The organism is Mesorhizobium sp. M0051, from assembly GCF_040323235.1.
In the GTDB taxonomy this organism is placed as follows: Bacteria; Pseudomonadota; Alphaproteobacteria; order Rhizobiales; family Rhizobiaceae; genus Mesorhizobium.
Window position 1 is genome coordinate 69,991 of sequence record NZ_JAMYUT010000024.1, and the last position, 25,931, is coordinate 95,921.

A 25,931-nucleotide genomic window follows, 5' to 3' on the forward strand; every position below is an offset into this window, starting at 1 on the left:
GGACCAAAGCATATAAGCGATCAGAAGAAAATGCCCCTCATCCGGATGATCACCGGTAGCATGATAACCATCATAACTACAGGGAAGATACACAGCCCCAACGGAACCATCATCTTTACCGGCAGGGAATTGGCTCGCTCCTCGGCACTCAGAATTCGTTGCCCGCGCATCTCGGCACTATAAACACGCAAGGCGTCGGTGAGGCTGGTGCCGAGTTCCTCCGATTGACGGAACAAGACAGCCAGCGCCCGCGCCTCATCAAGGCCGATGCGGTCAGCGAGTTCGCGCAATGCTTCCCGCAACGGCTTGCCAGCACGCAACTGCAAATTCATGATCGACAGCTGTATTCCCAGCCACTTGTGGGTGGCGGCCATTTCTTGACTGACGCGTTCGACTGCCCCCTCCAGGCTCATGCCGGCATCGGCGCAGGTGATCATCATGTCCATGAAGTCGGGGAAAGCCCGACGATAGATCTGTTTCTGGCCGTTCTCGAAACGGTCGAGCAGAATGGCGGGAAGCACGATGCAGGCGAGGCCGAACAGGGCAGAACCAGCAAGGGTGATGAAACCTGGCAGGTGCGGCGGCAGGGCGCGGGAAAGGAGTGCATACATTGCCAGAAAACCGACGCAGACCGCGACAAGGCGGCACAGCGTATAAATCAGCGGTGCGCTTGGTTTATAAAAGCCGGCGCGAAACAGCTTCGCTTCCAAGGCGTTTGGCTCTTCCCGCTCCTTCTCGATCGACTTGAAGTAGGCATCGACCGGCCGTTGCGCCGCAAGCTTGGCAAGCTGGTCTTGTCCGAGCATCGATCGGCGGTCTGTAATTCCTTCGCCCATCAGGCTCTGCGCGACGAGCTTTCGTGTCTGCAGAGCCGGCAAGAAGACAAGCGCACCGAACAGGAAAAGGGACACCGCCGCCACAAAGACGGCAATGGACACCAAGAAGCCCAGGTCCTGAATGTTCGAAAACAATTTCTTTCGTCGCTCCGAGTCAAAAATCGAAAGTAACCATCCGGTACATGATGAAGTCGCCAAGCAGCGCCCACAACCCGAAAATCAGGAATACCGGGAAGATGAGCGGGTTGCCCCAGACCGTGCCGTAATAGGCTGGGGCAAGGATTTGAAGTGCGATGAACATCACAACAGGAAACAAGGAGATGATCCACGCGGAGACGCGACCTTCGGCCGAAAGCGCCCTGATTTTCATTCGCAACTTCTGCCGTTCACGGAGGACCGAGGAAAGATTGGCCAGAATTTCCGTCAAATTGCCGCCCGTCTTGGACTGGATTGACAGCGACACCGACAGCAACTGAAGGCCCTCGAAGCCGACACGCTGCGAAAGCTTTCGCACGGCCTGCTCGATGCTGAGGCCAAAGGTGATCTCATCGGAGACGATGCCGAACTCGGTGCCGAGCGGATCCGGCATTTCGCGCGCGACCAGACCGATCGCGACCGAAGCCGGGTGTCCGGCGCGCAGCGAACGAACGATCATGTCGAGCGCATCCGGCAGCTGTTTGGCAAATTTCCGGATTCGTTTGTTGCGGGCACGCCGGAGGACGAGAAGCGGCAAGACAAGCCCTACGACCAGAAAGACAATGAGCGACGCCAAAGCGGAAAAATTGAAGAGGATCGCCAGCAGCAAAGCCATAGCCATCCCCGCAAGCAGGAAAGTCGCGGCGAACGTCAGGGGATTCCCGGTGATGCCGGATTGGGTATAGAGCCTATTCAACCAGACCAGTCCAAAAAGAAAGTCGCCGGAATCCGTCAAGCCGCGTTCTCGCAGCAGGCCCTGTAACGTTTGTTCGGCCGGAACCTCGCCTGCGAGCCGCTTCAGCCGGCGATTAACCGCCATGGATCGGGAGCGGCGTCCGGCAAATGAAAGATAGAGAGCTTCGCCGGCGAGAATGACCGAGGCTGCCGCCAGCATGTAGATGAAATACAGCAGAGCTTGACCCGTCGGCATCAGAGGGCAACCTGCGGGTTGAAGGCGTCCTTGGCAAAATGATGACCAAGCGTCGCGGCCTCCGGAGCGAAGCGCGGACGGACACCGGTTGCACGAAAGTCTCCGATGACCTTGCCCTCGGCTGTGACTTCACGGCGGACGAAATGATAGATTTCCTGGAGCTGCACGACATTGCCTTCCATGCCGGTCAGCTCGGAAATGGAAACGACTCGCCGGCCGCCGTCGGAAAGGCGCTGGGTCTGGACGATGATGTCGATGGCGGATGCGATCTGCGCCCGGATCGAATCGTGCGTCATCGGCATGCCGGCCATGCCGACCATCTGTTCGAGCCGCGAGATCGCATCGCGCGGCGTGTTGGCATGGATGGTGGTCATCGACCCCTCATGGCCGGTGTTCATCGCCTGCAGCATGTCGAAAGCTTCCTCGCCGCGCACCTCGCCGACGATGATGCGATCCGGCCGCATGCGCAGCGCATTTTTCAGCAGTTCGCGCTGGCGGACCTCGCCCTTGCCCTCGACATTGGGCGGGCGCGTCTCCAGCCGGCCGACGTGGGGCTGCTGCAATTGCAGTTCCGCCGCATCCTCGATCGTGATCAGTCGCTCCCTGGAGGGGATGTAGCTCGACAGCGCATTGAGCAAGGTGGTCTTGCCGCTGCCTGTACCGCCCGAAACCAGGATCGATTTGCGCGCCTGGACTGCGATCCGCAGCAGTTCGATCATCGGCGGCCGGATAGAGTTGAAAGCCATCAAACGTTCGAGGGAATAGGGATTTTTGGAGAACTTGCGGATCGACACCAGCGGACCGTCCACCGAAATCGGCCGCACCGCGATGTTGACGCGCGAACCGTCTTCCAGCCGTGCATCCACCATCGGCGACGATTCATCGACACGCCTGCCGATAGCCGAAACGATCTTGTTGATGACGCGTAATAGATGCGCCTCGTCGCGGAAACGGATCGCCGTCTCCTCGATCACGCCACGCCGCTCGATGAAGACGCGCTTGTGCGTGTTGATCATTATATCTGTGATTGATTCGTCCTTGAGCAGTGGCTCAATCGGCCCGAGACCCAGCATCTCGTCGGCGGTGTCGCTGGTCAGCTGGTCGAGCTCGCGCGCATTCAGCGGCACGTTTCGATTACGCACGAACTCGCGGACGATCGGACGGATCTCATTCAGGATCTCGTCCTTGGAGGCGCTTTCAAGAGCGGTCAGATTGAACCGATCGATAAGGTGGCGATGAATCTCGACCTTGAGCGTCAGAAAATCATCGCCATGTGTTTCAATGTCGGCCACCGGCGAAAGGGGCTGAGCAACAGGCGGCACCGCCAGCGGCTCGACCTTTGCCATTGCCTGCTGTTCGCTTGGCCCCTTGATGAACCGCCCCAGCATAATCCCCTATACCCCCTGCAGCGCACATTAGTGGAAACTAAACGTTAACCAAGCGACGCACAAGCGCCGGGGTTTCTCACTTGCGCACAATACTCTCAACATAGTTAAGGAGTACGCAAGAAAAATATCGTTTTTATTTCCGGCTGCACGCTGCCAATCAGGAGTGGCGCACTGCTCTGTACCCTCGCGCGCTCCGGCATGGGAATTTCCCTCCACAGCTGGACACAACCCCTTAGATATAAAGGAATATGCCATATTGCTAAAGTACGTCCATCTTGATTAGCCCATACGCATAATTGTGAACGAATGGTTAAGGACGCTTGAAAAATTAGACGAATCAAGCTCTTGCTGAAATTTAGGGCCGCGCTCAACTCGGGAGTTCATGTATTGGGAAGTTAAGGAACCGTTAATCCCGTTTGACTCTGCATTTTCTCGGGACCTAGGATCGAGATGACGGGGGATGCTTGGGTATGGATTTCATCCTTTGCTCTGTCTCGTCGGGTTGCAACCTCCAAAGGGAGAAATTGACATGAACAAGCTCATGACGATGACCCGGCAGTTCCGCGACGACGAAAACGGCGCTGCCATGGTCGAATATTCCATCCTTATCGGCATTATCGCCGTTGCATCGATCCTGACTGTCATCGCCATTGGCGCATGGGTGGCCGCTCGTTTCGCGGCACTCTGCACCGCCCTCGACGCGCATCCGACCGGCACCTGCAATGCCGGGGCCGGCACCGGTAGCTGATGAGCTAGCGATTTTCAGGCCCGGATCAAATCCGGGCCTGAAACCGTTCAAGTCACTCGGCCGTTTCTTCTGCCTTATTCGGGGTTTGGGCTTATGCGCGCCAACACACTTATCATGATCCTGCTCGCCGGCGTTTTCGGCGTCCTGGCGGTGGTTCTGGTCAATATCTGGCTGGCCGGCCAGCGTAGCGCCATGGCGCAAACGGGCCTCGTTCAAGGCAGCACAGTCGTCGTAGCGGCAATACCGCTGAAGTTCGGCGACGTGCTGACCACAGATAAATTGCGCGAAGTTGCGTGGCCGGCTGGTGCGGTTCCAACGGGCGCCTTCAAGACAACGAAAGATGCGCTGGCCGGCGAAGGTACAAGGCAGGCTCTTCAAACCATTAGTGCCAACGAACCTGTCCTCGCCAGCAAGATCACTGGACCTGGTCAGCGCGCCACGCTTTCGGCAGTGCTGGGCGAAGGCATGAAGGCCGTTTCCATCAGGGTGAACGATGTGCTCGGCGTCGCCGGCTTCGTCTTCCCGGGCGACCGGGTCGATGTGTTGCTGACGCGCACAGTGCGCAGCGACAATGGTTCGGATCAGAGTTTTGTCGACGTGCTGCTACAGGGTATGAAGGTGCTCGCCGTCGATCAGGTGGCCGATGTGAGCAAGGACAGTCCCACAGTGGTGAAGTCCGTGACGCTCGAGGCCAGCACCAAGGACGCACAGAAGCTGACCCTTGCGGCAGGTGCCGGCCAGTTGTCGCTGGCGCTTCGCCAGGCCGCCGCCAGCAAGGGCGAGACGACCGAACGGGTGACGCTTTCCGACCTGACCGGCGAAACGCCGGCTGACGTCGCAAAAAGGCAAGCCGAGTTGGACAGGCAGGCAGCAGCCGACGCCGCGGCAGCGGCCGAACGCCAGCGCGCGGAGGATGATCGCAAGCGCGCCGATGACAAGATTGCCGGATTGGCCCAAGCCGTAGACCGGGTGGGAAGCAAGCTGGACGATCTGAGCAAGGTCAAGCCGGCTCCGGCCGTCGTGTCGGCACCCGAAGTGCACGAGGTCGTCAAGGAAGTGGTGAAATATGTGACGCCCGAGCCACCGGCGCGTGCTACCATCGGTGTATTTCGGGGCGTGAAACTCGAGACATATGACGTACCGCGACAACCATGATAGAGTGCGGCAAATAAAACGGGGCTGCCATCGGCAGCGATTGGGGAGACGGGGATGCAGGGGACTTGGTTGAGGACGATGGCGGCGGTGTTGCCCTGTCTGGCGGCGCTGTTGCTGTCGAGCCTGGCGGCCTTTGCCGCTGACCGGTTCATCGACGTTTCGACCCCAAGCGTGCACCGGATTTTCCTGCCGATGTCGCAATCGGTAACGGTCCAGGTAAGTGCCAATCTGGGCGATATCGTCGTCGGCGACGAGAAGATCGCTGACGCCCAGCCGATGACCGACCGCACGCTCTATGTCATCGGCAAGGGCGCCGGCACCACCACGGTCAATCTGTTTTCCACGGACAAGCGCTCGCTCGGCGCCCTCCAGATCGAGGTTGGCGTCGATGTCAGCGACATGGCGGCGGCAATCCGCCAGGTTGCGCCGAGGTCGCGCATTGAAATCGGTTCGATCAACGGCAAGGTCAGGCTTGGCGGCCATGTCAAGGACGGCGCGACGCTGGCGTCCATCCTGGAAGTGGCGCAGCAGTATGGTCCCGACGCCGTCATCAACTCCGTCACCGTCGACGACAGCCAGCAGGTCAACCTGGAAGTGCGCGTGCTGGAAGCCAAGCGCAATGCAGGCCGCGATCTGGGCGTGTCGATCCGGACCAAGAACAGCAGCGGCACCACTCGCAGCGGAACTGGCATTGCTACTGTCGACGCGGACGGAACAGTGCTCGGCGCGGGTGATCTGGTCAGTGGCCTTCTGTCGAACTCCAATCCGTTTGCGGCGTTGATCACCCGGGTTATCGACAGCAATATCAAGGTCGACCTGATTATCGAAGCGCTTGAGGCCAAGGGCGTGGTGCGCATGTTGGCCGAGCCCAATCTCACCACGCTTTCCGGCGAGCCGGCCAGCTTCAACGCCGGAGGCGAAGTGCCGATCCGCACTCTCGATAAAGACGGCGAGATAAGCATCGTCTACAAGCAATTCGGCGTTAATCTGCTGTTCACGCCGGTCGTACTCGACGACGGCAAGATCCATATGAACCTGGCGCCGGAGGTCAGTGACCTGACCGGCTTCACCACCGCCGGCGACCCGATCTTCACCAACCGCAAACTGTCGACCGTCGTCGAATTGCGCGACGGTCAGAGCTTCGCCGTCGGCGGGCTTCTGTCCAGCAAGACCACCAAGCTTCAGAACCAGGTGCCGTGGCTCGGCCAGGTGCCTGTCATCGGCACGCTGTTCCGCAATTCGAGCAACCAGAAGGAAGAGACCGAGCTGGTGGTCATCGTCACGCCGCATATCGTGCGGCCGGTGAAGCCCGGCGAGCAGCTGGCGACGCCGTTCGACAAGACGCGGCCCGCCAACGATCCGGAATTCTTCGTGCTCGGCCAGCTCGAGGTTAACAAGGACATGATCCGAAAATACGAAACGGGTGATGGCGTCACCGGCCCCTATGGCCACATGCTCGACTTCAAATCGAAGGACAAGATGCTCTATGTCAAGAAATAGCGCCTTGATCCTCATCCTGTGTGCCGGCGCGCTGTCGGGCTGCGCCGCCGACTATCTGAACCACTATGATTCGGTGACCTTGGCCGCCGGCGACACGCAGAAGTTCAATTCGCTGCTGCAGACGGTCGACCCGCTCAATCCGGCTTCCAGGAACACACACATCGAAGGCGACGGCACGCGCGCCGCACTTGTTGCGCACAACTACAAATTTCCGCCGCCGCCGCCGCCGCCGCCGGCGATCACGGTCAATGTCGGCGGGTCGGGTGTGACGCAGTGAACTGAACGGAAGGATGCGGAGGGCGCCGGGCATGCGAGGAGCCCTGGCGCGAGGTGAAAGAGAGTAAGGTCATGTTGGGGACCATTCGAGCCTTCTGGAACGATCAACGCGGCATAGCGATGATCCTCGTTGCTATCATGCTGCCCGTGCTTATCGGCTTCGCTCTGCTGGCAATCGATATGAGCCGGGCCAACGGACTGCATAACGATCTGCAGAAGGGCGTCGATGCGCTCGCGCTTGCGACCGCTGCGGAACTGGATGGCAGAGCGGATTCAATCGACCGAGCCAACCGGGCGATGACGACCCTACTCATCAACAAAACCAAGTTTTCTACCTCTGACGATCCCACTTCTCACGATCACACGCTCGCCGTGGCTGATGTGACCGTCACATATCTGACGGGAATACCCGCCGACGATAGCACCACTTTGAGCGCCGCCGGCGTCGATTCTACCGGCCATGACTGGTCAAGCACCGATCCCAAAGCTGTGACATTCTCTCTGGTGACGGTGAACGCTTCCGGCTTGGCGGATGGCGCAGGTGCCTTCGCGACGATATTCCCGGCAAGCTTTCTAGGCGGCAGCGACACCATGGATTTAAGGCCACAGGCTGTGGCCGGATTTGTCCAGTCGATCTGCGAAACGGTGCCGATCTTCATGTGCAATCCGTTCGAGACGACCGACCCGTTGACCAGCAAAACCATCCAGCAGGCGTTCGCCGCCGGGCTCACCTACAGCCGCGAACTCCGCGTCCTCAAGGTCGACAGTAACCCCGGCCCAGGCAATTTCGGACTGATCGACAACAATCTCGCGTCACTGCGGGATGCGCTCGCTGTCGGAACCGCCGGCACCTGCTATCAACGCGATAAGCTCACCACTAAGACCGGCGTCACCCTGGGCCAGGTCAACGCTGGTCTCAATGTACGCTTCGACATCTACAGCACTTCGCTGAAGAGCCATGACACCGATTGGCTATATCGGCCAGCGAGCAATGTGCGCAAGGGCGTCGATAAGACCGCGAACTGCAACAAATACAAGCCCAACACAGACGGAACGGCGATGGCGCTGCCGCCGGGCGACAGCTTCGATTCCGCCACCGGGATGACGAATTCGACCTGGGATCGCACCAATTATTGGCTGATCAACCATGGTGCCGCATATCCCTCCGTCCCTAGCACAACCAACCCGACCGGCGCCTCTGTGCCAGCTTCCAGATATGACGTCTACAAATACGAGATTGCGAACGGGCTCGTCGGGGACAAGTCCCCCGCGCCGACAAAGGAAAGCGGCGTTCCAGCCTGTTTCAAAGGCACAACGCCGACCTCGGATCCCGATCGCCGTCTGCTCAACATGGCGATCGTCGACTGCATCGCCAACCAAGCCAAGATCAATGGCCATGTCCAAGTCAAGCCTGACGGCTATGCCAGTGTCTTTATAAATAGCCCGGTCCAGAAGCAGGATAACAGCAAAGACGATGAGGACACCACGGCCGGGGAGAAGCCCATAAGTCTGGAGATCGTCGACGTCGACGGAGGGTTTGCCAATAACACCCTTTTAGACAAAGCATTCCGCAACGAAGCCCAGTTGTATCGGTAGAGTCGACATGACCAGGTTCGGCAAAATCATTGGGCGGTTCCAAGGCGACGAAAATGGCGCCGCTTTGGTGGAAGCCGCGATCACCATACCACTCGTGTTGCTGTTATCGGCTAGTGTGTTTGAGTTCTCCAACATCCTGAACACGCGCCTGCTTCTCGAGGCCGGCGTCGAGGATGCGGGTCGCTACATGGCACGCTGCAGTAGCGACTGGGACATCTGCATGGGGCGAGCTCAAAACCTTGCTGCCAATGGGGCGGTCACCAGCGGCACCGCCAGGGTGACCGGATGGCTGCCGGCGGCAGTTGAGATCACCAAGGCGCGCTCGCTGGACGCGGTTGACGTGGACACGGGCACACAGCTTTATCTTAGCAGCAAGAGCACTGTCGATGTCGTGGACGTCACTACCTCCTATTCTTATCCGGGCGTCTGGTCGTCTCTCGGCTTTGGCGCGATCACGCTGAGCGTGTCCCATCAGGAACGAGTTATTGGATGGTGACGGAGCGCATCAAGTTTTGGGCCAACCGGTCCGGAGCGACTATGGTCGAAATGGCCATAGTGATGCCGCTACTGTTGACGCTTCTGCTTGGCTTCGTCGATTTCGGCTACGCCTTTTACCAATGGAATGCAGGGAACAAAGCAGTGCAAGCCGGCGCAAGGCTGGCGCAGATTTCTGCACCTGTCGCCAGCGGGCTGCTACTCGAAACAATTACGCAGAGCGACGCAACCAAAGTCGGAACAGCGGTTCCCGCAAACACTTACAATTATGTTTGCACGGCCAATTCCGCTGGAAGCGTTACTTGCACTTGTGGCACAGGCGCCACGTGCCAGAACCTTAATGTGAGCCAGGCCGCCTTTGATTTCATTTTTAGCGGCAACAGCAGCCGGGCTGGAATGCAGACATTCTTGCCAATGCTGGCGAAGTCCGAGGTGCAGATACAGTATCAGGCTTCCGGCCTCGGCTACTGGACGCGCCCCGCTGGGCCGGTGCCGACAATCACCGTCAGCATCACCAATCATCCCTTCCAGTTCTTCTTCCTCAGTTTCGCAAACATCACCATGCCCTCCATGCTGAGCACGGTCACGGGCGAAGACCTAAAGAGTACCTGGCCATGAATGCCATCAACACCAAGGTTACGCCGACCAAGCGAAAGCAGGTTGCGCTGTTCTCTTCGGATGCGGATTTCAAGCGCGATGTGGCGACGCGGCTCGATGCGCTGGCGATCTATGATGTCAGGGTTTCCGAGACGGGTGATTTTCTCAAGGGGCCGCCCGCCGATACGCGCCCGGGCATCGTCATTCTCGATCTCGGCAATGGCGAGCTGCTCGGCAGGCCTGGCATCGTCGAGGCGCGCGCGCTGTGGGCTACCGTGCCGCTGATCGCGGTTTCCGACGAGCTGACGTCGGAACGGACGCGCGTGCTGGTGCGCATGAACGCCTCGGACTGGCTGCACAAGCCTCTCGACGGCAAGGAGCTGCTCAACGCGGTGACCTTCCACGATACCGGCAACCAGGGAGCCAAAAGCCGCATCATCACCTTCATCGGCGCCAGCGGCGGCGCGGGCGCCACGACGATGGCGCTGTCGGCGGCCGAATTCCTGGCCTCCAAATCGGCCGAGCGCGCGGCATCGACCTGCCTGGTGGATCTCGATTTCCAGAGCGCCAATTGCGGCGCCTATCTCAATCTGTTCAACCAGTTCGACCTTGCCGGCATCATCGGCCAGCCGGAACGGCTCGATGTCGAGCTGATGGATGTCATCAAGCTGTCGCGCCCGTCCGGCCTCACCCTCTACGCGTTCGAGCGGCCGCAACTGCCGTTCGAGCCGCATGGCAGCGATTTCGTCTTCCGTCTGCTGGATCTCGTCGCCTACCGCTTCGACGACATCGTCATCGACCTGCCCAATCTCGAAACGCCCTGGCACGATTCCGTGCTGTCGACGAGCGACGAGATCTTCATCGTCTTCGAACTCAACGTCGCCTCGCTGAGGCAAGGCAAGCGGCTCTACAAGAAGATCCGCGAGCTGCGCGGCAACGCGGTCAACATCACGCTGGTCGCCAACAAGCACAAGCGCAAATGGTTCGGGAACCACTTTTCGCGCAGCGAGCTCGAAAAGATATTCAAGGCGCCGCACATCAAGTCGGTGGCGCTGGACAACGCGCTTCTGACCGACGCGCTGAACAGGGCCATCCCGCCATCGGAAGTCGATGGGCGGGCGCGCTTCAACAAGGACCTGAAGCGGATGTTCAAAGAGCGGCTCGATGACGCTGCCCGATAGACACCGGATCGCGAGATATCGGATTGCTGGGCGGCTGGCCGGCGCCTGCGTGCTCGGCGTGACGCTGGCGCTGTCCGTCCAGGACTTCGCCGAGGCGCGATCGGTCGAGCGGCCGCCGCTGCCGGCGATGGGGCCCAGCCTGCGCAAGGCCGTTGCCTTCGCAACCGCCGAGCAGCCAGGAACGATCATCATCCGCAAGGACGAGAAGGCGCTTTACCTAGTGACCCGCCAGGGCCAGGCGTTGCGCTACCAGATCAGCGTCGGGCGCGACGGGTTCGGCTGGACGGGCGTCGTCAAGGTGGGGGCGAAGACCGAATGGCCGGAGTGGCGCCCGCCACAGGACATGCGGGCCCGCCAGCCGGAACTGCCGAAAATGGTGCCCGCCGGTCCCTACAATCCGCTCGGCGCACGGGCGCTCTATCTCTCCCGGGACGGGCGCGACACGCTCTACCGCATCCACGGCACCAACGATCCGTCCGGGGTCGGCTTCGACGGGACATCGGGTTGTTTTCGTCTTACAAACACGGATGTGATCGATCTTTTCAAGCGCGTCGCGGTCGGCGCAAAGGTGGTGGTCCAATGACGACGATCAGCGAACCGGACATGCCGGCGATCGACGTCGGAAACCATGAACGGCGCGAACAGGACGCCATCGAGAGACCCAGCAAAACAAAGGCGATCGGCATTCTCATCGCCAGCGGTGCCTTGCTGATCACCGCGGTCAACATGGCGGCCGCGGTCTATCTCTATCGGGGCATCAGCGACCTGCGTTTCGTCGAGGCGCGGCTGGCGCAGCTTGGAGCGTTCGAGCAGCGGATCGCGGCACGGCTCGACACGGTCAACAACGGCTTCCAGAGCCGGTTCGAGAAACTGGACAGCCAGCTGCAAGGCAGCTTCAACGAGATCAATGGCAACATTGCCCGGTTGGCCAAGAATATACCGGTCGCCGGCGGCGAGGCCGTGTCGAGTGCGGCGGAACCGTCCGAGATCACCACCAGCACGCTGGCGGAAGCGCCCGAAGCTCTCGAAGGCGACAGCGCGAGCGAACCCAACGTCATCGCAGCGCCGCCTGCGCCCAGGAAGAGGACCGCACCGGCGGCGCCTCCTCCCCCAAGCTCCAACTACCAGCGTGTGGAGCAGCCTGACGGCAAGGTCTATTACCGCAGGATCAACTAGTCTGCGGTTTAGAGATCGCGCTGCAGGGCCAGGCTGCGGATGGACCGGGCTTCGGTCCGCGCCCGCGCTTCGCCGAGGAAGGCGATGTGGCAGTATGCACAGGCCGTGACGCCCAGAAGCAGCACCAGGCTGTTCTTCAGGGTGAAATCAACCGCCAGCGAGAATGGAAGGCCGCTGGGCGACGTGAACGCGGCGATCGTGCTCGCCGTTTCCGAGTGGCTGCCGGTCGCGATCATCAGCCCGGCGAAAATCAGGGCGACGTGGTTGGCGAGGAAGAAGAAAGCCGACCTTCTGGTGTTGCACGCCATCCAGCAGACGATCGATGCCGCGGCAAGGATGGCTGCGTCGAGAGCCATCGAGCCCCCCAGATTGAAATCGACCTGCTGCCAAAGCATCGTCGCCAACGGACGCAGTTCAAGCCATATCCACCATGCGGTGGGGCTGGCCGGATAGGCGCCCAGCAAGAACGTCGCCATGCGCTCCCCTGCCAGGATCGCAAGAATGAGAAACGGGAAGGCAAAAAGCAGAAGCGGCTTGCGTTTCATGTTCCCTCGCCAATCTGCCAGCCAGAATAGACTGCATAGATTGCGCAAGGCTTAACGCTTCCATCAAAAATGTCCTGATGGCTGTGGAGGTTGGCCGCGATTGCTTGCCGTCATGGAACAACCCGGCCCGTCCGCCGTTCGAAGAACCCTCGGGGTCTTTGAACTGGGCGGCAAGCCTCAGATATTGCTCATCGTGAACGCGGATATCCAGGGACGTCAGCCCATTGGACGCATGCGCGAACCGCCTCTGCGGCTAGTGCCCACGCGCAAGCAGCCAAACAGCCACCAGCCGGGTGAGTGGGCCGGTGATCGCGCTAGCCCAGGTAGTCCTGGCGCGCTCTCGGCGGTCTTTGCGTTCTTGACCGATCATGTTTTGGACTTCAGAGCAACCAAGTGGCGTCAGTACCCAGCTGTTGAGCTGAGACGATCTTCTCCACATTGGGCTGTTGTCGTCCGCGCAAGCAATCGACATATTGAGATAATCCGCCTTCCGGATCAGCCGCCGGGTCTTTATCTCCGCAATCTGTTCATAGTATATCAATGTTTCCCAATAGTGTCGGTACTCTAACTTTTCCCGTTGCGCAGGTGTGCAAGCATTTGCCAGGTCGATGTCATAGGCGTGGTCGAGATTCCTGATGGTTCGCCGGTACGCCGCAATTTCTAACAAGTCATTGATTTCTAATTGTATCGTCATATGACCTCCCCGCGCCGAAATAAAACGCTACGACGTCATGTGACGTTCGGTCCATTCCACTACTTGGTTAAGCTCACAAGTCAAAAGAACTAGACGGCGAGTAGCATAGCATCGGACGATCTGGTTCTGAAAAGCTTCGCCTAGCTCTGTCTTGGGCGGAATGGCTACCGGTCCGTTGGGCGCGAAGCCGTGCCGCACCGATCTGCCTGCTTTGGGAATGGCGCTGTGTTGAGCCCCGTTAGCGCCGATGCGGATTCTTACGCTCGATTTAGACGCCTTGCATCGTTGACGTTTTAATCTTTGGCCATTTCCGTTTCACCTATATTGGCCAAAGACGGTATTGCTGGGCACCACCAATAGGATTAATTGCGTCTCTGCTAAGAGGCCCTGTAAAATTGACCGGTGCGGGTGCGTAACCTAAGCCCGCCGCAATGGCCGGTGCGGTCCTCACGTCCCCGGAGGGCTGCCCCCCGCACCGGCCATTTCCGTTACGCTCTGGTAGCGGCGACGGTTGGGGATCCGATCTAAAGACTGATGCGCAACGAGGCCCAGTTGATGTCGCCAACGGCGTGGAATCAACCAAGCACCCCCCAGGGAGAGAGCCGGCCGCAGTTGAGATCAGAATGATGTCAGCTCGAAATGTAAGACCGATCAAATCCGGCCGTTTTGATCAGTCCCGCATGATCATGCAACTCGACCACACCATTGCGGAATGAAGCCAGTCCGCTTTCTCGCAAATCCTTCAACACGCGACTTACATGTACAGCCGAAAGCCCCAACGCATCGGCCAGCTCGGCCTGGGTCAGCGGGCATTCAAAGCGGTCCGGATAACTCGTTGCCGATCGATGTGCTCGGCAGCCCAGTTCGAGAAGAAGATGGGCCGTGCGTTCCACAGGTCCCCGTCTACTGACTCCTGCCAGATGTTCCGCAACCCTTGAGTGCCGCCTTGCCTCAGCCAGCAGGATAGCCTCGCAAAAGGACTGCGGATAGCGCGAAAAACAAGTATGGACAGGGCCGGTCAACTCGATCGCGGTCACATCGGAGAGAGCCGTTACCGTCTCGCCCCCTTCCCCGCAGAACTCGACCAGGGAAATTTCGCGAGGAAGCGCAAAATCGACGATGAGACGCGAGCCATTCCGCAACGTTTTGCCGAATGCAGCCCACCCCGCAGTCACAACCAGGATGAAGGATTTAGCCCGATGCTCGCGCGCGATCACCGTGTTCGCCGGATAGAAGCGACGCACAGCTCCCGGCAATACGGAGATCCCCCTTTCCCAACTCGCGTCGGCGAGCGTAGGTCCCCGTCCCAAATCAAGAGCCTGCTTTGATAAGCTCATTTTGTCTTGATCACCCCAGCCGTCGATTGCCCCTTCAATCAACCTGAAGCTACTAACCATCAACTACACAAAAAGTTCCGCTTATATTTTCATCCGAATGGCGTTCCGGTCTACCTCCCCAGGGCACAACCTTACCACCTTGGGTGTAAGTTCACCATCCAGCAGTCTCTCAATCTACCCACCGGATAGGCCTCGGCAAATTGCCCCTGGGCTGCCAGCAGCCAACACCCGCGGTCGAACTTGTCCTTTGGGCTGCGCCCGGCGGACCATCACCGCTGCGACACCTCACTGGTTGAAACCGTCGCCAAGCGGCGGCTGTTCAACTTGAGAACAGCCCGGTTAGACGCTTTTCCGAAAGCAAGTCGGGTCCTGCTGGTCGAGTTGAAGCCGGAGCCGCGGGCTCAATGGGCGGATCGGGCCGTTGTAGCTCTTGCCATGGCGGACCACCAGGGATCACCTGCGTCTCACTTTCGGGACGATCCATAGGGCTGGTTGCCGGTTTTCGGCGCAGGTGAAGCCGCGAGATCGAGGGACGCTTGGCGCTGTAAGTCTGCCGTCTTTCTTCGGCAACTTCGAGGTCATCGAGTGCCGAAATGACCAATGCAAGGCGATCCTCGATTTGGCTTAGACGCTTCCGGGTGGAAAGCAGTGCAACTGAAACCAGCAAAGCGTAGGCAAGTATGACAATGACCGCTCCTACAGAGCTTTCGATGCCGAACACAATCAAGGTGCCGGCCCCAATAGAAACGGCAAGGGCCCCATAGCCCAGCAACCTGCCTTTCTCCAAGAGAAGCATCAACGGCCACGTAGCGGACAGAATCAGAATGGCTGCCGGTCTGTTGGCAATCCAATCTAAGAGGCCCGGAACAATTTCGCTGTAAGTTTCCATATCAACCTCAGACTAGACGAGCTCAGACTAGACGAGGCCGGCCGCTTTCTTGTCGTCAGCGATGCAGACGCTCCCGCGCGCCCTGTACGCCGCAGCGCGGGAGAGAGATGTATGGTCCGGCGACTTCCTAAGGTCTGGAAGGCCTGCCGGGTAGACCAGATCGACCTTTAGCCGATTTACTACTCAATAATGGTAATGGCGGGGATGTCCGCGAAGCTGTTATGTTTCCGGCTGACGGGCGATGCCGTCGGTCGGTAGGCGGAAGAGAGCGATCTGGACATGTCGTAAGGGGGGCGCGAACCCCTACAACTCGTGCGCTGTGAGCGCTTAACAGGCAACTGCCCGAACTATTTTGAAGTGAAGCACATCCAGCCAACGCTGGAGGGGCGGAACTTGTGCTGCTGTTTGCGCTGGTGTTTGCAAGGATTCGGAAATGGCAAGTCCAACTGACAATCCTATCATGACCCGAGAGTTACTTCCGCTCGACGTGAGAGAGATCCTTGATTTCTTTCTCCGCCGGTGGAAGCTGGTATGTTGCATTGCAGCGCTGACCTTCGGCATATTTGTGGTCGCCGCCTACGTCCTTCCTCCATCCTACACGGGGTCTGCACAAGTCTTACTCGATGCCCCGATCGACTATATGACTCCGCAGGATTATTCGAATTCTGATTTTGCCGACAATTCAACATTTATTGAAAGTCAGATCGCAGTTCTGAGATCCACCTCGCTCCTTCAAAAGGTCGTCGACAGTGAAAAGCTCACAGAAGACCCAAGGATCGGGTTGGGGGCACTGGAATGGCTGAAGGGTTCACTGGGAGTCTCACGCGTCGGAATGGCGGACGTTATTGAGATTTCAGTGACCGCTTACGATCCGGAAAAAGCAGCATCCCTGGCCAACGCGATTTCCCAGACCTACCTCGCTGATCGCGTAAGGTCGCGTTACGAAGGAGCCAGAAAAGCATCCACATGGCTCACTGAGCGGGCCGCCTCTTTGCGCGAGGAGCTGAGCCGCTCGGAACAAACTGTCCAGAAGTTTCGGATCGATCACAATTTATTGGCGACTCCAGCAGGCAGTCTGACTGATCAGCAGCTGTCCGAGTTGAATATCGCCTTGATTAACGCAAGCGCCGAATTGTCCGAGAAGCGGGCCCAATTTTCTCAGGTCGACAAATTGCTGGCTAGCGGAGGCGACATCCAGTCGATACCGGATGTATTGCAGTCTGTGGTGATCAGCGCGCTTCGGGCTCAGCTCTCTGGAGTGACACGGCGGGAAGCCGACCTTAAGTTGAAATATGGCGAACGGCATCCGGATGTCATGACCGCCCAGGCCGAGCGCCGCGACATCGAGGGGCAGATTGCAGCTGAAGTTCAGCGTCTCATCGGCAATCTAAAGAATGAAGTCGACGCCGCAGAAGCCCGGGAGGCTTCACTGAAGCGAGCCTTGGATTCGGTATCCAACCGATCCGAGGTCGAAGGTCAGGTTGGCGTCCAGCTGCGCGATCTGGAGAGGATTGCGGCCGCGAACAAGGAGCTCTTCGAGACATTCCTTTCACGCGCCAAGCTCACCGAGGAGAAGTCCACCCTCCTCAACAGCGGCGTACGCGTGATAACGGACGCAGGTGTTCCGGGTTCGCCAAGCTTCCCGAACAGGCCTCTTTTTGCGGCCTTGGGACTCGTCCTAGGCCTCTTCGTCGGAGGCGCAGGCGCCGTACTTCGTGAGCTTTTCGCCTCGGGCTTCATGGCAAAGAAGCAGATAGAGGACGAGCTGGCGGTTCCGGTTCTCGCGTCCATGCCAAGAATGTCGGGCTGGTCGAGGGACGCCCAGTCGCTTGCCCAGCCTGTGGCCTATCTCGAACGCAGACCCCTCTCCAGATATAGCGAAGCCGTGCGGCGACTCCGCCTGGGTATCGACGGAACACCCGAACAGGCACGTTTGCCGCGCGTCATGCTGGTGACATCTGCGATGCCCGGCGAAGGAAAGACAACCCTGGTGTTGAGCCTGGCCTGCTCCGCCGCTGCCGATGGCGAACGGGTCTTGGTCATCGATGCGGACTTGCGGCTTTCGGCTGCCACGACCTTCTTCGGCATGGCCGACAGGATCGGGCTGGTTGACCTTCTGACTTTGCCGGTGAAGGCCGCAAACGCAATTCATCTGGACGAACGTTCGGGGATTTCCCTACTCCCTGCCGGCGCAAGGACCCGGAACCCGCCTGCCCTTCTTGCTTCGGTGCGAATGCGCTCGGTCCTCGATGAGCTTCGCGGAAAATTCGACACGGTGATCATAGACGCACCGCCTGTTGGACCTGCTGCCGATGCCTCGATCCTGGCGAGGTATGTCGACAAAGTTCTCTTTGTCGTGAGATGGCGTGAGACCTCGCGCGAGGCAGTCGCCGAAGGAATTCGGCATCTTGGCGGCCGGTCCAAGATTGCCGGCATCGCCCTGACGATGGTGGATGAGCCAAAGCTACCGAGATATGGCCGCTACACTTCACTCGAAAGTAGTGTCTTGGACAGTTACTATCTAAACTAGAGAGAGCAGATATTCCGCCATGCAGCACGCTGACTTATACCATCGCCTCCCGGAGCCGCTAGAGGAGGCCCACGACGGGGAACCTGCGCGCTGGTGCGTGGTCCAGACGCACCTGCATTCCGAGAGCTTGGCGGAGCGGCACCTGCTAGCGCAAAACTTCCGAACCTATCTGCCCAAGCGGAGGCGGACTGTCCGGCACGCTCGCATAGTCAGAACCGTTTCCAGTGCGTATTTCGACTGCTATCTGTTCGTCTCGCTTGTTCAGCAGCAGAGTTGGTACCCGATCAACTCAACCGTCGGCGTGCGGAAAATTGTCATGAGCAAAGGAATGCCGATACCGGCTCCTTACGGCGTAGTTGAGTCTTTGATATCAGCAACCGACGATGACGGAATTTTTCATCCGGACATTCTATTGAGGCCCGGTCAAAGAATTAGGATATTAGATGGGCCGTTCTCAGACCAGCTTGGCATTCTTGATCATGTCGGTAGCGCCGGGGCTGTCAGAATTCTTCTTGATATCATGAACCGATCAATTCCGATTACCATCGACCGGGATAGAATCTCGATAGTTTCTTGAAGTCTATGCGTTAGCTGTCAATTAATACAACTGTTCGCTCGCAAGATGCTGGAACCACCCGGCAATGAGGAAATGAGTTGGCACCCAATTCACCCTCTCTGCGGCAGCTTGCAAGGTGACATCCGAGCCTGCGGGTCGACAGTGAGAACCTTGGTGCTGCGTCCCAACGAAGTCGGCCCCAATCGGCGTGGATATAGCTCCGCCAGGTCGAGCCCCTTTTGAGGCGACGATGTGCGAATAACCCTCGACGCGATCAACTAGGGGATTCCCCTTGCAACCTTCACGCAGATCCAACCCCGGAAGCCAACGTCCCGCGGCCCCTGGAGAGCCTTGGGATGGCCTGCGGCCACAACAGTATCGTCATCGTCGCTGGACTCCAGAGCCGAAGGCAAGCATGGCGGCCGAAGCGTTGACGGAGGGGTTGAATGTTCCGGCGCCAGCCAAGTTGGTTGGGGCGGGCCTGTCGCGGACCGAAGCAGATGCAGGTTTCTCTCAAACTGACCGAAATGCCCCCCTTGAAGCGTTACCGGCCCTACCGATCGCCAGCGAAATGTTTCGAGCATTCAACGAAAGTGGCCTGAGGTACGGGATAATCCAGGATCTCGCATCCCTGCAAGACGGGCTTGCGGGCCGGGACGATCTGGACGTCCTCCTGGACAAACACGACTACGCGGCCTTCTGCTCGATCGTGAGCAAGCTGCACGGCTGTCGAGGCGTCAGCCTGTCTTGCTACGACAATGTCTGCGCCGGCCGCGAGGACTGGTTCCTGCCTGACTTTTCGCATGGTCGCTATCTCCATCTCGACATGCATATCGGGCTCCGCGTCGGCTGGGAGTTCCGCAAGCGATATCCGGTATTCGACTATGCGACGATTACACGATGGGAGCCGATTTGTGTGGACGGCGTATCGATTCCGGTCGTCTCTCCCGAAGACGAGATTCGAATAGCAATTGCCCGCTTCGCCTTTCGGGCCTGGGCATTGCCTTGGAGACAATGGATCACCGTCGGTGATGCTTGGAGGGACCAATTTGCACGCCTGCCATTTCCGTCAAGCGAGCAAAGCGTGGATGTCGTGGAATACATGTTTGCCGGCGGGAAAGCGGTGAGCTGCAGGTTTGTGCAAAACGCCGACGGCTTGGTCGTCCACCGCGGAGATCTTGCCAGGTTGCGGCGCGCAATCCGAGAAGTATGCGGTTTCACGGGTCGTTACGAAATCGCCGATGCATCCATCCATCTGGCCCGCAAGACCACGTATCTCGCCTTGAGATCTCTTCAGCACTTGATGCCCGGCAGATTTCCACCAAAGAGACGGCCTGCGGCTGGTGGCTTTGTAGTCGCGCTCATAGGTCCCGATGGCATGGGGAAGAGCACTCAGGCTGAGCGGCTGACACAGATATTTCGATGGAAGTTCGGGTGTGCGCAAGCCTATGTCGGAACCGGAGACGGCAATGGATGGTGGCTTCGCAAAGCGTTGCAGACGCTGGTTTTCCCCCATAGACGCCGCCTTAAGTCCTTGGTTCAGCGCAATAACGACAATTCCCTCAGTCGAAATTGGTCGAAGGGAAGATTTGTCGCTGCCGCGCTGGCATTGTGGGCGGTTTTGATTGCGTTCGAGCGATACGCCGTCGTGAAACGTGCACATCGATGGGCGACGCGCGGCCTGATCGTCATTTGTGACAGGTGGCCGCAGGCGATCTGCAGAGGGTATCTGGACGGGCCAACGATTCCACCGCACCTGTTCTCCATCCCAGGCTTGTCGGCACTCGCCCGGCTCGAGCAAAGACTCTATCAGAAGATGGCAGAATGCCGGCCACACCTTACTCTGCACCTCGTTTCAGATTTTGCGGTCTCCGAGCAGCGAAAGCCCGGTGAGATCAGGAAAGAAGCGTTCGATGCCCGGCTATCGCTGATGGCGGAGCTGCGATCCAAGGACAAGAACATCCCAACCATTGACGCGAGCGCAGGCATAGAGGCGGTCGGTCAGGAACTGTTCAGGCATATCTGGCTGTCTCTGTAGAGACAGAGCTGTCCCTGTAGAGACAGAGCTGGCGGCTCAACCGCCGACATCCACCACCATAGCCAACGCAAACGGGCAGCCCTGCCACATCCCGACCATGCTCGGGAAGGCCGCCGAAAGAATTGTCGAACGCCGCTGCTCGATGCGCTCGATCTTCCGGGATGTACCAACCCGGATGCCCAGAGGTGCACGCAAATGAAGATCGTCCATGTGCTCACCCGACTGCTTCGGGGAGGTTCCGAAGAGAACACATTGGCCTGCTGTCTCGCTCAGGCGCGGCACGGCCATGAAGTGCTTTTGGTTCACGGCGAGGAGTACGACCCGATTTTGCGGGCGTCCGTTGCCGAAGCCGTTCGGGTCATGACTCTGGAAAAACTCATCAACTCGATTTCACCGTCCCGCGACATTTCTGCATTTGGGCAACTCACGCGCCTTATGCGCGATTGGCGGCCTGACATCGTGCACACACATCAAAGCAAAGCTGGCATCGTCGGCCGCCTTGCCGCGAGGGAAGCCAATATCCCTTGCATCATACATGGCGTGCACATTTTACCGTTTGTGCATGTGGGCAAAGCGCAGAGCCTGATGTACCTGGCTGCCGAACGCCTGGCCGCGAAGGTCACACAGGCTTTCATCGATGTCAGCCAGGCTATGCGCGACATTTGCATCGCCAATCATTTGGGTAGCGCCGCTCAGCACCACGTCGTCCACTCCGGCTTCGATCTGACACGCTTCGCGAACGCGCAGTGGCCGCAACAATCGCATCTCCTGCTGGGGACGGCTTTCGGAGAGCCCAAGCCGCCGGTGGTGCTGATGCTGGCTGCACTGGAACCACGAAAACGCCACGTAGAGTTCATTGAAGCATTTGGGCAGATCGTCGAGCGAATTCCGAACGTGCGACTGCTGCTGGCCGGTGAAGGGCCGGCGCGATCCACTGTTGAATCGGCGATACAACGATCCCCTTTCGCAAACAACGTTCGCATGATCGGCTACCATAGCGAGCCTGAGCGACTGATCAGTCTGGCGGACGTGTGTGTGCTGACGTCGATGCGAGAAGGACTGCCTCGCGTCATGATGCAGTATCTGGCGGGCGGTCGAGCAAGTGTGGTTTCGCATCTGCCGGGAGTGGAAGAGGTCGTGAAGCATGGCGTAAACGGAATCGTGACGCCGGCGGAAGATGTGGGTGCCGCAGCTGCGGCGGTCGCCGATCTCCTTGAGAACGAGCAGTATCGCGCTCGACTGGCTGAGAGTGCGAAACTCACCGACCTTTCGTCCTGGGGGCTGGATGCCATGTGCGATAGCGTCGAGTTGATTTATCAATCCGCTCTTGAGTCAGCCCTTCCAGCCGCACGACCGAACGAGGCGCAAATTCGCGCTGGCCTCACCAAGCAAACCGTAGGACTGCACGGATTTTGATCCTTTTGCTCCTTCGACGGAGCGTGGATTCCCAAGGCTTACTGCTCGAACCCAACGAACACCCTGCTGTCACGCTCCGGCCGACGAAAGTCGATTGGTCCTGACGGCAGACAAGACAACGGAGTACGACGATGCGTTTGCGTGCTGACCAGCAATTTCCTTCCAAGCCTCTGCTAGTGAAGGATTGGGGCCGACGGCATTTTCCCGGATTTGAATTTCCCGGATTTGAACTTGCGGCCGGCCGCATGCTCGCAATGATTGGTGGCCTCGCCATTGCCTTTGTTCTGCTCACTGCTGGCGTATCCCGTGCGGACGGATATGCGTTCGACACCGGTGACATCCTGCGGGTGTCCGTGATTGGCGAGCAATCCTATCCGCTGGATGTGGTGGTCGATGATCGGGGTTCGATATCACTTCCCATGCTGGGCGATATTCAGGCGCGCGGCCTCACCACTGTTGCTCTTTCGCAGGCCATTCAGCGTGCATTACAACAGCAGAAGCTCATTCTCGAGCCTTTCGTGAAGGTGGAGATCAGTCAGTACCGACCGTTCTTTATTTCCGGAACGGTGGCTCATCCCGGATCATATCCATTTCAACCTGGAATAACGGTTCGCCATGCGCTGGCCATAGCCGGTGGCTTCCGGGCTACCGCCGTCGGAAACATGGAGCCGGCCTTGCAAATAGCTGATCTGCGCAGCGCGCGCGCAGGTCTTGCGATCGAAGAATATCGTCTGAAGGTACGGCTCGCCCGCCTCCAGGCGGAAAGCCGGCAGGACAAATCCTTCGTCGCTCCGCCGGATCCGCCAGTCGAGTTTGGCGGACACTTGATAGTCGACATCGTAGCGTCCGAACAGGCGCAGTTGGACGCCCGCCTTGCCGCATATCGGGACGACATTTCATTCCTTGAGGTCTCGTTGGATCGGGCCAGGAAGGAAGCGGATATGGTCGCTGCAGCCCGAACGGAGCGGGAAAAGACCGCGAATATTCAACTCGAGGAACTGCAATCCGCCCGGTCACTGCGGGAAAAAGGTCTGGTAACCAATTCGAATGTCATGACGGCGGAACGAGCACATACCAGCTATCGCGCCGAACTTGCGCAGACCGAGTTGCAGCAGGAGCAGGCGCAGCAGGCGATGCTGACCTCGGAGAGTGAGCTGAGGAAAAAGAAGCAGAGTTATGAAATGGATCTGATCTCGCAAGCGCAGGACACGCAGGTCGAGCTGGGAAAGATTCAAAGTCAAATAAGGTACGTTGCCGACAAGCTTCTCTTTATCTTTACCTACGGCGAACAGAGGACGTTCGACGACTTGCAAGGCTCTGTGAAGATTTCGATTTTCAGGCGCGACCAGAAAGTCGCCCACGACATCATCGCCGATGAAAATACGGAAGTCCTCGCTGGCGATGTCATCGAGGTCTCGATTGTAGCCAACAAAGGGTTCTACGCACCGGACACTTCCGGAACAATGGGGGGCCCAAAAGCTGAGGGCCCGGCCCTCCAGCCAAGCATTGTCGGCCAATAGCACGAACATGCCCACTTCCTCGAGCAAGGCTTTGCTTCAGGGCCGCGATCGTCGCTTCGCAACGCGCCTGGGTTCGTTGTGCCTTGAACGGACCGACATAGTCCGGCCTTGGCACCTCAGGGGTTTGACATGATCCTTGGGGCAGCACTGACAGTCGTGGCAAACCGCTTCCGCCGGACGAATTCCCATGCCAAAATGGAGCAGAGGCGGCTCAATCTCCTGCGTGCAACGGCGCGCCGCAAGACGACGGTGCGCAATGCTCCGCGCCACCGCTCCATCGTCCGATCGCGCATTCCAGGAGCAATCCTGCTCCTCCTCGCTCTTGCGCTTGCGGGAGTTGCATTCCTGCCGCGCCTCGTTGATCTCGGCAGGAACTGGCTGCCGCGACCGTGGACCGATCTTGTGCGGGGCTGGGGCCATCTTTCCGATGTCCTGCTGCCCGGTCCGGACGCTCTTCTGGTTGGGCTGGCGATCGCGGCCCTGGGCTTGCTGCTCATGGCAGTCGCCCGCAAGGCAAGGCGAAGGGGCGGTTTGCCAAGCGCGCTCGCAAACGCCGACGCCCAGCCCTCGGCAGGGAGCATCCAGCCGGCGCCCGGTTCGGAACTGGCCTATGCGTTGCGTTCCTGCAAGGCAGCATTCGCGGGCGTCGCGGTTTTTAGCGGCGTGAGCAACATCCTCATGCTGACCGGTGCGATGTTCATGTTGCAGGTCTACGATCGCGTACTGCCAAGCCGCAGCGTTCCGACTCTCGTAGCCATGGCGATATTGGCCGGCGTGCTGTTTGTCGGGCAGGCGGTCGTCGATCTCGTGCGCGGCCGCATTATGACCCGGATCGGTGTTGAACTGGACGAAGCGGTCGGAGGACGTGTATTTACAGCCGTGTCCAGGCTGCCCTTGTACATCGGCCACCAGGGCGATGGGCTGCAGCCGCAGCGCGATCTCGACAACGTCCGCATATTTCTGTCGAGCCCGGGGCCTAGCACGCTTTTCGACTTTCCGTGGATGCCCTTTTACCTGGCAATCATATGGAGCCTTCATCCGACGCTCGGGATTACGGCGATTTGCGGTGCAATCGTGTTGGTGGCGCTGACGGCAGCGACCGAGGTCTTTACGCGCAAACCAATGGGCGCCGCGGTTTCGACAGGTGTGATGCGCAACGGCTTTGCCGAGGCCAGTCGCCGCAACGCGGAGGTCCTCGCGGCGATGGGCATGGGCAACCGCCTGCACGACCATTGGCGGGAGGCGAGCCGCGAATACCTCACGCAACAGCAGCATGTCAGCGATATCGTAGGCGGCTTCGGCAGCTTCGCCCGCGCCTTGCGGCTGATGCTCCAGTCGGCAATGCTTGGCATAGGGGCCTGGCTGGTGATCCAGGGCGAGGCTACGTCCGGGATCATCATCGCCGGCTCCATCCTTGCGGGCCGAGCGCTTGCGCCCGTCGATCTTGCCATCGCCCATTGGCGTACCTTCGTGGCCGCACGCCAGAGCTGGAGCAGGCTGAGCCAGGTGCTCGCCCGATTGCCGCAAGACGCCCAGCCGATGGCACTTCCGGTTCCCGGTTCGAACTTGACGGTGGAGCGCATGACGATCGGCGCGCCGGGCGCGCAACGGATCATCGTGCGAGGTGTGGAATTCAGCCTGGACGCCGGCTCGGTGCTTGGCATCATCGGACCAAGTGGTTCCGGCAAATCCAGCCTGGCTCGTGGGCTGGTCGGCGCATGGCGACCGCTGGCGGGGCGTGTCAAGCTTGATGGCGCCGCGCTCGATCAGTGGTCGTCGGAGCGTCTTGGCCGCCATATAGGTTACCTTCCGCAGGACGTCGAACTGTTCGCGGGAACGGTTGCCGCCAACATCGCCCGCTTCGATCCTGGATCGGACCCGAAGGCCATCGTCGCCGCCGCCCGCGCGGCGGGTGTCCATCAACTGATCATCAGCTTTCCCAATGGCTACGAGACGCAGATCGGAGAGGGCGGAACCGCGTTGTCAGCAGGGCAGCGCCAGCGCGTTGCTTTGGCACGCGCACTCTACCGAAATCCGTTCCTGGTCGTCCTCGACGAGCCCAACTCCAATCTCGACATGGAAGGCGAACGGGCGCTTGCCGAGGCGATCCTCGCAATCAAGGCACGCCGAGGCATCGTGGTGATCGTCGCGCACCGGCCGAACATTCTCACCACCGTGGATTTCGTGCTGATGATGAAAGAAGGGCAGATGCACATGTTTGGAACGAAGCAGTCCGTCCTGTCCAAGCTGTTTCCGATGCAGGTCAATACCGAGGGCCTGCGGCCGGTTTCAACCTCTCCTCAACTGCCGAATTGACGACTTGCGGCACAGG

General features: G+C 59.3%; 24 protein-coding genes. 16 read left to right on the forward strand and 8 right to left on the reverse strand.

The annotated features are described in order from the left end of the window. Positions 1 to 20: 20 nt before the first annotated feature. From NKJ90_RS23110 to NKJ90_RS23120, 3 genes are read right to left on the reverse strand one after another with little or no spacing between them, the layout of a single operon-like run. The gene (locus NKJ90_RS23110; RefSeq protein ID WP_352486832.1) at positions 21 to 971 is read right to left on the reverse strand and encodes a type II secretion system F family protein; all 951 of its coding nucleotides are present in this window, start codon (positions 969 to 971) and stop codon (positions 21 to 23) included. A gap of 19 nt (positions 972 to 990) precedes the next feature. Beyond that, positions 991 to 1,926 carry a type II secretion system F family protein gene (locus tag NKJ90_RS23115; RefSeq protein WP_352486833.1) on the reverse strand — a complete coding sequence of 312 codons (936 nt, stop codon included), beginning with the start codon at positions 1,924 to 1,926 and terminating at the stop codon, positions 991 to 993. A gap of 35 nt (positions 1,927 to 1,961) precedes the next feature. Continuing rightward, complete coding sequence (locus NKJ90_RS23120; protein WP_352486834.1) at positions 1,962 to 3,350, reverse strand: TadA family conjugal transfer-associated ATPase; 1,389 nt, start codon at positions 3,348 to 3,350, stop codon at positions 1,962 to 1,964. Between the two features lie 529 nt (positions 3,351 to 3,879). Between NKJ90_RS23120 and NKJ90_RS23125 the strand changes: the two genes are divergently transcribed. The 10 genes from NKJ90_RS23125 (at position 3,880) to NKJ90_RS23170 (ending at position 12,074) form a co-directional block, all read left to right on the forward strand. Next, complete coding sequence (locus NKJ90_RS23125) at positions 3,880 to 4,098, forward strand: Flp family type IVb pilin (protein WP_352486836.1); 219 nt, start codon at positions 3,880 to 3,882, stop codon at positions 4,096 to 4,098. 93 nt (positions 4,099 to 4,191) lie between these two features. Further along, the gene (gene cpaB, locus NKJ90_RS23130) at positions 4,192 to 5,253 is read left to right on the forward strand and encodes a Flp pilus assembly protein CpaB (RefSeq protein WP_352486837.1); all 1,062 of its coding nucleotides are present in this window, start codon (positions 4,192 to 4,194) and stop codon (positions 5,251 to 5,253) included. Between the two features lie 54 nt (positions 5,254 to 5,307). After that, on the forward strand, positions 5,308 to 6,753 hold the full coding sequence (locus NKJ90_RS23135; protein ID WP_352486838.1) for a type II and III secretion system protein family protein: 1,446 nt from the start codon (positions 5,308 to 5,310) through the stop codon (positions 6,751 to 6,753). Continuing rightward, positions 6,740 to 7,030, forward strand: coding sequence for a hypothetical protein (locus NKJ90_RS23140; RefSeq protein ID WP_352486839.1), 291 nt, complete (start codon positions 6,740 to 6,742; stop codon positions 7,028 to 7,030). Before NKJ90_RS23135 ends, NKJ90_RS23140 begins: the two co-directional genes overlap by 14 nt. Positions 7,031 to 7,101: 71 nt before the next feature. Further along, a complete protein-coding gene (locus tag NKJ90_RS23145) occupies positions 7,102 to 8,625 on the forward strand; it encodes a TadE/TadG family type IV pilus assembly protein (protein WP_352486840.1) in 1,524 nt (507 codons plus the stop codon). A 7-nt stretch (positions 8,626 to 8,632) separates the two neighbouring features. Next, entirely contained in the window at positions 8,633 to 9,121 is a 489-nt protein-coding gene (locus tag NKJ90_RS23150; protein WP_352486842.1) for a TadE/TadG family type IV pilus assembly protein, read from the forward strand. After that, the gene (locus NKJ90_RS23155; protein ID WP_352486843.1) at positions 9,115 to 9,738 is read left to right on the forward strand and encodes a TadE/TadG family type IV pilus assembly protein; all 624 of its coding nucleotides are present in this window, start codon (positions 9,115 to 9,117) and stop codon (positions 9,736 to 9,738) included. Before NKJ90_RS23150 ends, NKJ90_RS23155 begins: the two co-directional genes overlap by 7 nt. Then, entirely contained in the window at positions 9,735 to 10,898 is a 1,164-nt protein-coding gene (locus NKJ90_RS23160; RefSeq protein ID WP_352486844.1) for a CpaE/TadZ family protein, read from the forward strand. The genes NKJ90_RS23155 and NKJ90_RS23160 overlap by 4 nt, the downstream gene beginning before the upstream one ends. Continuing rightward, positions 10,882 to 11,481, forward strand: a complete 600-nt coding sequence (locus NKJ90_RS23165) for a L,D-transpeptidase (RefSeq protein ID WP_352486845.1) — start codon at positions 10,882 to 10,884, stop codon at positions 11,479 to 11,481. Before NKJ90_RS23160 ends, NKJ90_RS23165 begins: the two co-directional genes overlap by 17 nt. Then, positions 11,478 to 12,074 (forward strand): hypothetical protein, encoded by a 597-nt coding sequence (locus tag NKJ90_RS23170; RefSeq protein ID WP_023756873.1) that lies wholly within the window; start codon positions 11,478 to 11,480, stop codon positions 12,072 to 12,074. Before NKJ90_RS23165 ends, NKJ90_RS23170 begins: the two co-directional genes overlap by 4 nt. 8 nt (positions 12,075 to 12,082) lie before the next feature. Here NKJ90_RS23170 and NKJ90_RS23175 read toward each other — a convergent pair whose 3' ends face one another. The 4 genes from NKJ90_RS23175 to NKJ90_RS23190 form a co-directional block, all read right to left on the reverse strand. Continuing rightward, on the reverse strand, positions 12,083 to 12,538 hold the full coding sequence (locus NKJ90_RS23175; protein WP_245266370.1) for a hypothetical protein: 456 nt from the start codon (positions 12,536 to 12,538) through the stop codon (positions 12,083 to 12,085). Positions 12,539 to 12,872: 334 nt separating this feature from the next. After that, positions 12,873 to 13,313 carry a hypothetical protein gene (locus NKJ90_RS23180; RefSeq protein ID WP_352486846.1) on the reverse strand — a complete coding sequence of 147 codons (441 nt, stop codon included), beginning with the start codon at positions 13,311 to 13,313 and terminating at the stop codon, positions 12,873 to 12,875. 629 nt (positions 13,314 to 13,942) lie between these two features. Then, positions 13,943 to 14,710: a Crp/Fnr family transcriptional regulator gene (locus tag NKJ90_RS23185; RefSeq protein ID WP_023756876.1), complete on the reverse strand. Its 768-nt coding sequence runs from the start codon at positions 14,708 to 14,710 to the stop codon at positions 13,943 to 13,945. A 259-nt stretch (positions 14,711 to 14,969) separates the two neighbouring features. Next, positions 14,970 to 15,539 carry a hypothetical protein gene (locus tag NKJ90_RS23190; protein ID WP_352486848.1) on the reverse strand — a complete coding sequence of 190 codons (570 nt, stop codon included), beginning with the start codon at positions 15,537 to 15,539 and terminating at the stop codon, positions 14,970 to 14,972. Positions 15,540 to 15,972: 433 nt separating this feature from the next. Here NKJ90_RS23190 and NKJ90_RS23195 point away from each other — a divergent pair, with 433 nt between their 5' ends. From NKJ90_RS23195 to NKJ90_RS23205, 3 genes are all read left to right on the forward strand, one after another. Next, positions 15,973 to 18,069 carry a GumC family protein gene (locus NKJ90_RS23195; protein WP_352486850.1) on the forward strand — a complete coding sequence of 699 codons (2,097 nt, stop codon included), beginning with the start codon at positions 15,973 to 15,975 and terminating at the stop codon, positions 18,067 to 18,069. 19 nt (positions 18,070 to 18,088) lie between these two features. Continuing rightward, the gene (gene nusG / locus NKJ90_RS23200) at positions 18,089 to 18,646 is read left to right on the forward strand and encodes a transcription termination/antitermination protein NusG (RefSeq protein ID WP_352486851.1); all 558 of its coding nucleotides are present in this window, start codon (positions 18,089 to 18,091) and stop codon (positions 18,644 to 18,646) included. A gap of 394 nt (positions 18,647 to 19,040) precedes the next feature. Beyond that, positions 19,041 to 20,663, forward strand: coding sequence for a hypothetical protein (locus NKJ90_RS23205; protein WP_352486852.1), 1,623 nt, complete (start codon positions 19,041 to 19,043; stop codon positions 20,661 to 20,663). A 36-nt stretch (positions 20,664 to 20,699) separates the two neighbouring features. Here NKJ90_RS23205 and NKJ90_RS23210 read toward each other — a convergent pair whose 3' ends face one another. Next, a complete protein-coding gene (locus NKJ90_RS23210) occupies positions 20,700 to 20,873 on the reverse strand; it encodes a hypothetical protein (protein WP_352486853.1) in 174 nt (57 codons plus the stop codon). Here NKJ90_RS23210 and NKJ90_RS23215 point away from each other — a divergent pair. The 3 genes from NKJ90_RS23215 to NKJ90_RS23225 all read left to right on the forward strand — a co-directional run bounded on the left by NKJ90_RS23215 (position 20,859) and on the right by NKJ90_RS23225 (position 25,915). Continuing rightward, positions 20,859 to 22,079, forward strand: a complete 1,221-nt coding sequence (locus NKJ90_RS23215; RefSeq protein ID WP_352486854.1) for a glycosyltransferase — start codon at positions 20,859 to 20,861, stop codon at positions 22,077 to 22,079. The genes NKJ90_RS23210 and NKJ90_RS23215 overlap by 15 nt on opposite strands. A 131-nt stretch (positions 22,080 to 22,210) precedes the next feature. Next, positions 22,211 to 23,599, forward strand: a complete 1,389-nt coding sequence (locus NKJ90_RS23220) for a polysaccharide biosynthesis/export family protein (protein ID WP_352486856.1) — start codon at positions 22,211 to 22,213, stop codon at positions 23,597 to 23,599. A gap of 495 nt (positions 23,600 to 24,094) precedes the next feature. Then, positions 24,095 to 25,915, forward strand: a complete 1,821-nt coding sequence (locus NKJ90_RS23225; protein WP_352486865.1) for a type I secretion system permease/ATPase — start codon at positions 24,095 to 24,097, stop codon at positions 25,913 to 25,915. Positions 25,916 to 25,931 lie beyond the last annotated feature (16 nt).

Coding starts and splice junctions, on each gene's coding strand:
- NKJ90_RS23115 (WP_352486833.1), bottom strand. CDS start 1,926: ATGCTGGCGGCAGCCTCGGTCATTCTCGCCGGCGAAGCTCTCTATCTT.
- NKJ90_RS23120 (WP_352486834.1), bottom strand. CDS start 3,350: ATGCTGGGGCGGTTCATCAAGGGGCCAAGCGAACAGCAGGCAATGGCA.
- NKJ90_RS23125 (WP_352486836.1), top strand. CDS start 3,880: ATGAACAAGCTCATGACGATGACCCGGCAGTTCCGCGACGACGAAAAC.
- cpaB (WP_352486837.1), top strand. CDS start 4,192: ATGCGCGCCAACACACTTATCATGATCCTGCTCGCCGGCGTTTTCGGC.
- NKJ90_RS23135 (WP_352486838.1), top strand. CDS start 5,308: ATGCAGGGGACTTGGTTGAGGACGATGGCGGCGGTGTTGCCCTGTCTG.
- NKJ90_RS23140 (WP_352486839.1), top strand. CDS start 6,740: ATGTCAAGAAATAGCGCCTTGATCCTCATCCTGTGTGCCGGCGCGCTG.
- NKJ90_RS23145 (WP_352486840.1), top strand. CDS start 7,102: ATGTTGGGGACCATTCGAGCCTTCTGGAACGATCAACGCGGCATAGCG.
- NKJ90_RS23150 (WP_352486842.1), top strand. CDS start 8,633: ATGACCAGGTTCGGCAAAATCATTGGGCGGTTCCAAGGCGACGAAAAT.
- NKJ90_RS23155 (WP_352486843.1), top strand. CDS start 9,115: ATGGTGACGGAGCGCATCAAGTTTTGGGCCAACCGGTCCGGAGCGACT.
- NKJ90_RS23160 (WP_352486844.1), top strand. CDS start 9,735: ATGAATGCCATCAACACCAAGGTTACGCCGACCAAGCGAAAGCAGGTT.
- NKJ90_RS23165 (WP_352486845.1), top strand. CDS start 10,882: ATGACGCTGCCCGATAGACACCGGATCGCGAGATATCGGATTGCTGGG.
- NKJ90_RS23170 (WP_023756873.1), top strand. CDS start 11,478: ATGACGACGATCAGCGAACCGGACATGCCGGCGATCGACGTCGGAAAC.
- NKJ90_RS23180 (WP_352486846.1), bottom strand. CDS start 13,313: ATGACGATACAATTAGAAATCAATGACTTGTTAGAAATTGCGGCGTAC.
- NKJ90_RS23185 (WP_023756876.1), bottom strand. CDS start 14,710: ATGGTTAGTAGCTTCAGGTTGATTGAAGGGGCAATCGACGGCTGGGGT.
- NKJ90_RS23190 (WP_352486848.1), bottom strand. CDS start 15,539: ATGGAAACTTACAGCGAAATTGTTCCGGGCCTCTTAGATTGGATTGCC.
- NKJ90_RS23195 (WP_352486850.1), top strand. CDS start 15,973: ATGGCAAGTCCAACTGACAATCCTATCATGACCCGAGAGTTACTTCCG.
- nusG (WP_352486851.1), top strand. CDS start 18,089: ATGCAGCACGCTGACTTATACCATCGCCTCCCGGAGCCGCTAGAGGAG.
- NKJ90_RS23205 (WP_352486852.1), top strand. CDS start 19,041: ATGGCGGCCGAAGCGTTGACGGAGGGGTTGAATGTTCCGGCGCCAGCC.
- NKJ90_RS23215 (WP_352486854.1), top strand. CDS start 20,859: ATGAAGATCGTCCATGTGCTCACCCGACTGCTTCGGGGAGGTTCCGAA.
- NKJ90_RS23210 (WP_352486853.1), bottom strand. CDS start 20,873: ATGGACGATCTTCATTTGCGTGCACCTCTGGGCATCCGGGTTGGTACA.
- NKJ90_RS23220 (WP_352486856.1), top strand. CDS start 22,211: ATGCGTTTGCGTGCTGACCAGCAATTTCCTTCCAAGCCTCTGCTAGTG.
- NKJ90_RS23225 (WP_352486865.1), top strand. CDS start 24,095: ATGGCAGTCGCCCGCAAGGCAAGGCGAAGGGGCGGTTTGCCAAGCGCG.